The organism is bacterium (genome assembly GCA_035307765.1).
In the GTDB taxonomy this organism is placed as follows: Bacteria; Sysuimicrobiota; Sysuimicrobiia; order Sysuimicrobiales; family Segetimicrobiaceae; genus Segetimicrobium.
In genome coordinates, this window is record DATGHU010000001.1 from 23765 (window position 1) to 30144 (window position 6380).

At 70.1% G+C, this 6380-nt stretch carries 6 protein-coding genes; 1 reads left to right on the plus strand and 5 read right to left on the minus strand.

From position 1 onward, the window contains the following. Positions 1-77: 77 nt before the first annotated feature. Positions 78-908: a hypothetical protein gene (locus tag VKV57_00090; protein HLW58304.1), complete on the plus strand. Its 831-nt coding sequence runs from the start codon at positions 78-80 to the stop codon at positions 906-908. Positions 909-940: 32 nt separating this feature from the next. Here the strand turns inward: VKV57_00090 and VKV57_00095 are convergent, their stop codons facing one another. The 5 genes from VKV57_00095 to VKV57_00115 form a co-directional block, all read right to left on the minus strand. Further along, the gene (locus tag VKV57_00095) at positions 941-1465 is read right to left on the minus strand and encodes a MogA/MoaB family molybdenum cofactor biosynthesis protein (protein HLW58305.1); all 525 of its coding nucleotides are present in this window, start codon (positions 1463-1465) and stop codon (positions 941-943) included. Continuing rightward, on the minus strand, positions 1462-2001 hold the full coding sequence (gene moaC, locus VKV57_00100) for a cyclic pyranopterin monophosphate synthase MoaC (GenBank protein ID HLW58306.1): 540 nt from the start codon (positions 1999-2001) through the stop codon (positions 1462-1464). The genes VKV57_00095 and moaC overlap by 4 nt, the downstream gene beginning before the upstream one ends. Next, on the minus strand, positions 1991-3571 hold the full coding sequence (locus VKV57_00105; protein HLW58307.1) for a fatty acid--CoA ligase: 1581 nt from the start codon (positions 3569-3571) through the stop codon (positions 1991-1993). The genes moaC and VKV57_00105 overlap by 11 nt, the downstream gene beginning before the upstream one ends. A 71-nt stretch (positions 3572-3642) precedes the next feature. Next, positions 3643-4887: a gephyrin-like molybdotransferase Glp gene (gene glp, locus VKV57_00110; GenBank protein ID HLW58308.1), complete on the minus strand. Its 1245-nt coding sequence runs from the start codon at positions 4885-4887 to the stop codon at positions 3643-3645. A gap of 28 nt (positions 4888-4915) precedes the next feature. Next, on the minus strand, positions 4916-6097 hold the full coding sequence (locus VKV57_00115; protein ID HLW58309.1) for a glycine C-acetyltransferase: 1182 nt from the start codon (positions 6095-6097) through the stop codon (positions 4916-4918). Between the last annotated feature and the right edge of the window lie 283 nt (positions 6098-6380).

Below are 6380 nucleotides of genomic sequence, written 5' to 3' on the forward strand. Positions count from 1 at the left end.
GGGACGACTCGGGCCCGGACGAGTGTACTCAAAGCGGCGCGGACGTGTCAAGGTCGGCACCGGAAGGGGACCTTCGGGTGCACATCGAAGGACGAAGCAACGTGCGGTGGCTGGCGGTCACGGGGATCGGGCTCCTCTTCGCGGTCGTCTTGGGGGGAGATCCGCGCACCGCGACCGCCCTGCCCTCCCCGCCATCGAACTGGGCAGTCCTGATCGAGCACAACTCCTTCTCCGGCCGGTATCCCGACCTTCCCGTCGCGTACGCCAACTCCACGCGGATGCTCACCGTGCTGACGCGACGGGGGTGGTCGCCGGATCACATCCTCCTCCTCCGGAACGATTTGGACCCGATCCTCCTCCAACGCTCCGTCGGCTGGCTGGCTGCGCGGGTCCGCCCCGGGGACACGGCGCTGCTGTACGTGGCGAGCGAGTACGAGTGGCTCGACAGGAACCTGGGTTGGGATCTGGTCATCCCCCCCCTCTGGAGGAACCTCCGGACGTCCAGGCGCGTGCTCATTGCCGAGGCCTGCTTCGCGCAGCGACTGGCGGACGCCGTCCGAGGGATCGCAGGGGTCGCCCTCCCCGCGGTGGGTCGGGACGAATGGGATTGGTGGGGCGTCCGAGAGACCGGGAAGATTATGCGTGGGGCGCCGTTCACCTATTTTCTGGGGCGCGCGCTCGCCGCTCAGCCGGAGGGGGCTCCGCTCGACTTTGCCGCCGCGTTCCCCGAGGCGGTCGCCGGCGCCCGGGAGTATTTCCGCACGGTGATCGCCACCACCCCGGGGGCGTTGGATTCGTTCCACGACCGGGGTAGCCATCCCGAACGCCTCGCCCGCTTCCCCAACCCCCATTTGGTGGGCGGGGACGAGACCGTGGAACCGGCGCTCCAGGCCGCCTCCGCCCCGTAGTTTCATTCGCATCTCCCGCCGCACGACTTCGGCTATGGCTTATGCTCCCGGCCCCATTCCATTTGGGCCTCCCGGAGCAGATCGACCGCGTGCCGAAGCACCGGGAGAATCACGGTCAGCCACTCGCGAACGCCCCGCGGGCTGCCGGGGAGGTTCACAATCAGGGTCCGGCCGCGGATCCCGGCGACGGCCCGCGAGAGCATGGCCAGCGGCGCTGCGGACACGGTCGCCACGCGCGCCGCCTCGGGGATGCCGGGCACCTGGCGCTCGATCACCCTGAGGGTGGCTTCGGGGGTCACGTCCTTGGGCGCCACGCCGCTGCCGCCGGTGGTCAGCACGAGATCGACCTGCAGCGTATCGGCCATGTCGGCCAGCGTTTTGGCGATCATCTCAAGGTCGTCGGGCACCACGATGTGGGCGATCACCTCGGCTCCCTCGGCCGCCAGCGCCTGGGCGAGGTACTGTCCGCTTTCGTTCTTACCCTGACCGCGGCTGACGCGTTCGCTCGCCGTGACGATCCCGCAGCGCACGCCGCTGAGCCGCTTCTCGGCGGTCATCGACCGCGCCTCCCCACCCGGCTGCGCCGAGCCGCCGGTTCGCGGCGGATGTAGGTCCCGGATTTGCCCCCGGACTTCCGCGCCAGCCGGATGTGCTCGATGCGCATCCCGCGCTCGACGGCCTTGAGCATATCGTAGATGGTCAACCCGGCCGCGGCCACGGCGACGAGTGCCTCCATCTCCGCGCCGGTGCGCCCGACCGTCCGCACCCGCGCCGTGATCTCCACCCGGGAGCGGCGCGGATCGGGGGTCAGCTCGACGGCGATCCCGCTCAGCGCAATCGGGTGACAGAGCGGGATCAGCTCCCAGGTCCGCTTGGCGGCGGCGATCGCGGCGATCTGCGCGACCGCGAGCACATCGCCCTTACGAGCCGCCCCGCGGGTGATCATGCGGAGGGTGGCGGGTGCCATCACCACGGCGCCCCGGGCGATCGCCTCCCGAACGGTCTCCGGCTTGTCGCCCACATCGACCATCCGCGCCCGTCCCAGGCGGTCCAGATGGGTCAGCGGCCGCCGGGCGGCCCGGTCAGTGGACACGCTTCCCATACCCGCGCCAGTACGGTTCGCGCAGCTCGTGCTTCGTGATCTTCCCGGTCCCGGTCTTCGGGAGGGTCTCCCGAAACTCCACCGAGCTCGGCACCTTGAAACCCGCCAGGCGGCGCCGGCAGTGCGCGATGATCTCTTCCGCCGCCACCCGCTGCCCCGGCTTGAGCACGACCAGGGCCTTCGGGGTCTCCCCCCACCGTTCGTCGGGCACCGCGATCACCGAACACTCGAACACCGCGGGGTGGGCGGCGAGCGCCTTCTCGATCTCCACCGAGGAGATGTTCTCGCCCCCGCTGATGATGATGTCCTTCTTGCGGTCCACAATCGTCGTGTAGCCTTCGGCGTCGACGACGGCCATGTCGCCGGTGTGAAACCATCCGTCGCGGATCACCGCCGCCGTCGCCTCCGGGTCCCGAAAATACCCGTCCATCACGACGTTGCTTCGGGTCACGATCTCGCCCACGCTCTTGCCGTCGGCCGGCACCTCGCGTCCGTCTCCGTCCACCACCCGCATGTCCACCCCGATCACCTCGAACCCGGTCGTGGAGCGCCGCCGCAGGTCGTCCTCGCCCCCGCCCCCCAGGTGCGCCTTGGGGAGCGCCTTCGAGAGGAGCGGCGAGGTCTCGGTCAGCCCGTAGCCGACGACGCAGAGGCACCCCAGCTTCTCCTCCATCGCCCGGATCAGGCTGGGGGAGGCCGGTGCGCCGCCGCTGACGGCCCGGCGCAGGCTGGTCAGGTCAAACGTCCCGATCGTCGGCTCGTTGATCAGCGTGTTGTAGATCGTGGGCACCCCGAGCAGGATCGTGATCCGCTCCCGATCGATGAGCCGCAGAATGTCCCGGGCCGTGATCTTGCGCAGCATGACGTGGGTCCCGCCGACCGCGGTGAGGGATTGAGGAGTCCCCCAGCCGTTCACGTGAAAGAGCGGGACGACGTGCAGGACCCGGTCGGCGTCCGACATCCGCATCGTGACGCTGAAATACAGCGCGTGGAGCGCCAGCGCGCGGTGGGTGAGCGCCACGCCCTTGGGGCGCCCGGTCGTGCCGCTGGTGTAAAACAGCTCGCAGACGGCATTCTCGTCCACCTGCAGAATCTCCGGTCCCGGATCGGGGGTGGCCCGGGCGAGCAGCGTCTCGTACTGGTGCGCTTCCGGATCCTCCCCCTCGATGATGACCGCGTGGCGAAGCGATGGGAGACTTCCCCGCACGCGGTCGACGAGATCCTGGAAGTCGCGGTGGTAGCAGAGCACCGTGGCCCCGCAGTGGCCAAGGACGTAGGCGATCTCCTCGGGGGCGAGGCGGATGTTGATCGGCGTCAGGACGCCGCCCGCCTGCGGCACGCCGTAGTAGGCCTCAAGCAAATGGTGGGTGTTGTAGTCGATGAACGCCACCCGGCCGCCGGGCGACACCCCGAGGCTGCGCAGCGCGCCCGCGAGCCGGTCGACCCGCTCGCCGAACTCGCGGTAGGTGAAACGGCGCTCCTCGTCCACGACCCCGATCTTGTCGCCGAAGTTCCGCACCGCCCTGCGCTTGTAATCGAGCGGCGTCAGGGGAACGAACATCGCGCACCCTCCCTGGACCCTCTGATCCCATCCACCCCCCACCATGGGCCGTCGACGGGAGCGGGGACGGCTTACGGATCGAACAACTCGACGTCGACCTCGGCCCCCGCGGCCACCCCCCCCTGCCCGAGAGGGACGACCACCAGGCCGTCGGCCCGGGTCATCGTCGTCATGATCCCGGATTTCCCGAGCTGCGGCACGGCCCACAACACCCCGTCGCGCTCCTCGAGCAACACCCGCACGTGGTCCTCCCGACCCCCGGCGGAGGGAACGCGCCCGTCCATCCGGGCGCGGACGCTCCGGCCGAAACGTCGTTCCGCGGTCCGGCCGGCGAGCCCGCGCAGCAGATCGCGGACGAACACATCAAAGATCACCATCCCGCTCACGGGGTGGCCGGGCAGCCCGAGGATCGGCGTGCCGCCGACGAGGCCGAGGATCGTCGGCTTCCCGGGCTTGATGCTGACCCCGTGCACCACGACGCCCGGCCGTCCCAGCGTGTTGATCGCCCAAGCGACGGAGTCCTTTTCCCCGACCGAGCTCCCCCCGCTGACCAAGACGAGGTCGGCCGCCGCGCACGCCGACCGCATCGCCCCAAGCAGCCGATCCCGGTCGTCGGGGATGATCTCGTACACATCGGGTACCCCCCCCTCCTGCTCGACGAGGGCCGAGATCGTGTATGTATTGATGTCGCGGACCTGGCCGGTGGCAGGATGGCGTTCGGGGGGGATGATCTCGTCGCCGGTGGCGAGCACCGCCACCCGGGGACGGAGGAAGGCATCGACGTCGACGACCCCGATCCCCGCGAGCAGGCCGACATCCTGCGGGCGGAGCTGGGTGCCCCGGCGCAGCACCACGTCTCCCCGCCGAACGTCCTCGGCCCGGCGGATGACGTTCTCGCCGGGGGCGACCCGGCGTCCGACCTCGATCGCGTCGGCGCCTCGGGGTTCAACCTGCTCCAGCATAATCACGGTATCGGTCCCCCGCGGCAGCATCCCACCGGTTGGGATGCGGGCCGCCCGACCCGAATCCACGGCGAACCTCGGCGACTCGCCCATCTGCACCTCGCCAACGATCGCCAGGCGCACCGGCCGCCCGTTGGCGACGCCCGCGGTGTCCGCGGAGCGGACCGCGTACCCGTCGACCGTGGACTTGTCGAACTCGGGAAGATCTTCGGAGGCGACCACGTCCTCGGCCAGGACCCGGCGGTAGGCGCGGCGCAGCGACACCCGCTCGGTCCCCCGGGGGACGGGCGTATAGGCTCGGGCGAAACGGGCGCGGGCGTCTGCGGGCGTGACGACGGTGAGAAACTCGGGCATCGCACCCCCAAGTATAGCACCCAGCCGCCTAGCCGATCAGGCCGAGCTCCCGTCCCACCCGTGCGAAGACCTCCAGCGCCTGTGCCAAGTCCGCGGGGCTGTGCCCGGCCGTGACGATCGTCCGCAGCCGGGCTTTGCCGCGAGGCACCGTGGGGAAGCCGATCGCCAGCGCGAACACCCCCGTCTCGAAGAGGCGGTCGGAGAACCGAACGGCGAGCGCCTCGTCCCCGACCATCACCGGGGTGATCGGGGTTTCGCTGCGCCCCGTATCGTACCCGAGGCGCTGAAGCCCCGCCTTGAAGGCTCGGGTGTTGTCCCACAGCCGATCGATGAGGCCCGGCTCCTGTTCGATCAGGTCGAGGGCCGCGATGGCCGTCGCGGCGACCGAGGGAGGGTGGGACGTGCTGAACAGCAGAGGGCGGGCCCGCTGCATCAGGTATTCAACCAGCCGCAGGCTGCCGGCCACGTAGCCGCCCAGTCCGGCCCACGCCTTGCTGAGGGTCCCGACCTGAATGTCCACCAGCCCGTGCAGGTGGAAGTGTTCGACGGTTCCCCGGCCGGCCGCCCCCACGACCCCGCTGGCGTGCGCGTCGTCCACCATCATGATCGCCCCGAACTCCCGGGCCAGCGCGACCAGCTCCGCCAGCGGGGCGATGTCGCCGTCCATGCTGAACACCCCGTCGGTGATGACGAGCACCCGCCGCGCCGACCGGGATTCCTCCAGGCACCGCCGCGCCGCCGCGACGTCGCGGTGGGGAAAGATCTTTCGGCCCGCGCCGCTCAACCGGCAGCCGTCGATGATGCTGGCGTGGTTCAGCTCGTCGCTGACGACCACATCTTCCTTCCCCAGGAGGGCGGACACGGTGCCGGCGTTCGCCGCGAACCCGGATTGAAAGAGCAGCGCCGATTCCGTGCGCTTGAACGCCGCGAGCCGCACCTCCAGTGCCCGGTGGATCGCCATGTTCCCGGCGATCGTCCGCACCGCCCCCGAACCGACCCCGCATTCGTCGATCGCCCGACGCGCCGCCGCCTTGAGTCGGGGGTGATTGGCCAGGCCGAGATAGTTGTTCGAACAGAGGTTGATAACCCGGCGGCCGTCGTAGACGCAGACGGGAGCCTGTTCCCCCTGGAGTTCGCGCGGCCAGCGGAACGCCCCCTGTTCGCGGAGTTCGGCGATTTCCCGATCGATAAACGCCAGGGGGCTGTTCACGCATCGCCTCACGGAAAAGCGTAGGACCGGCGCCGATCACGGGCGCGTGCCATTATTTCGCGTTCCCGGTTCGCGGTCTCCTCCCCGGGCACTCACGGACATCAAACGGCCCGGCGCCGGCGTTACACGGGGAGTCCGACCAATCCAAACCGCGGCGGCCGGTGTAGTAGTGGGGGAACGGGCACACGGAACCGGGGGGTGGGCCCCCGACGCCGGCCCGGTCCAATCCCCGCCCTGGAGGATCCACGATGCGACCGAATGGGTCACCGCACGATCGGCTTCG

What these genes read in the sequence shown, in the direction of transcription:
- VKV57_00095 (HLW58305.1), bottom strand. Translation starts at nt 1,465, where the DNA reads ATGACCGCCGAGAAGCGGCTCAGCGGCGTGCGCTGCGGGATCGTCACG.
- VKV57_00105 (HLW58307.1), bottom strand. Translation starts at nt 3,571, where the DNA reads ATGTTCGTTCCCCTGACGCCGCTCGATTACAAGCGCAGGGCGGTGCGG.
- glp (HLW58308.1), bottom strand. Translation starts at nt 4,887, where the DNA reads ATGCCCGAGTTTCTCACCGTCGTCACGCCCGCAGACGCCCGCGCCCGT.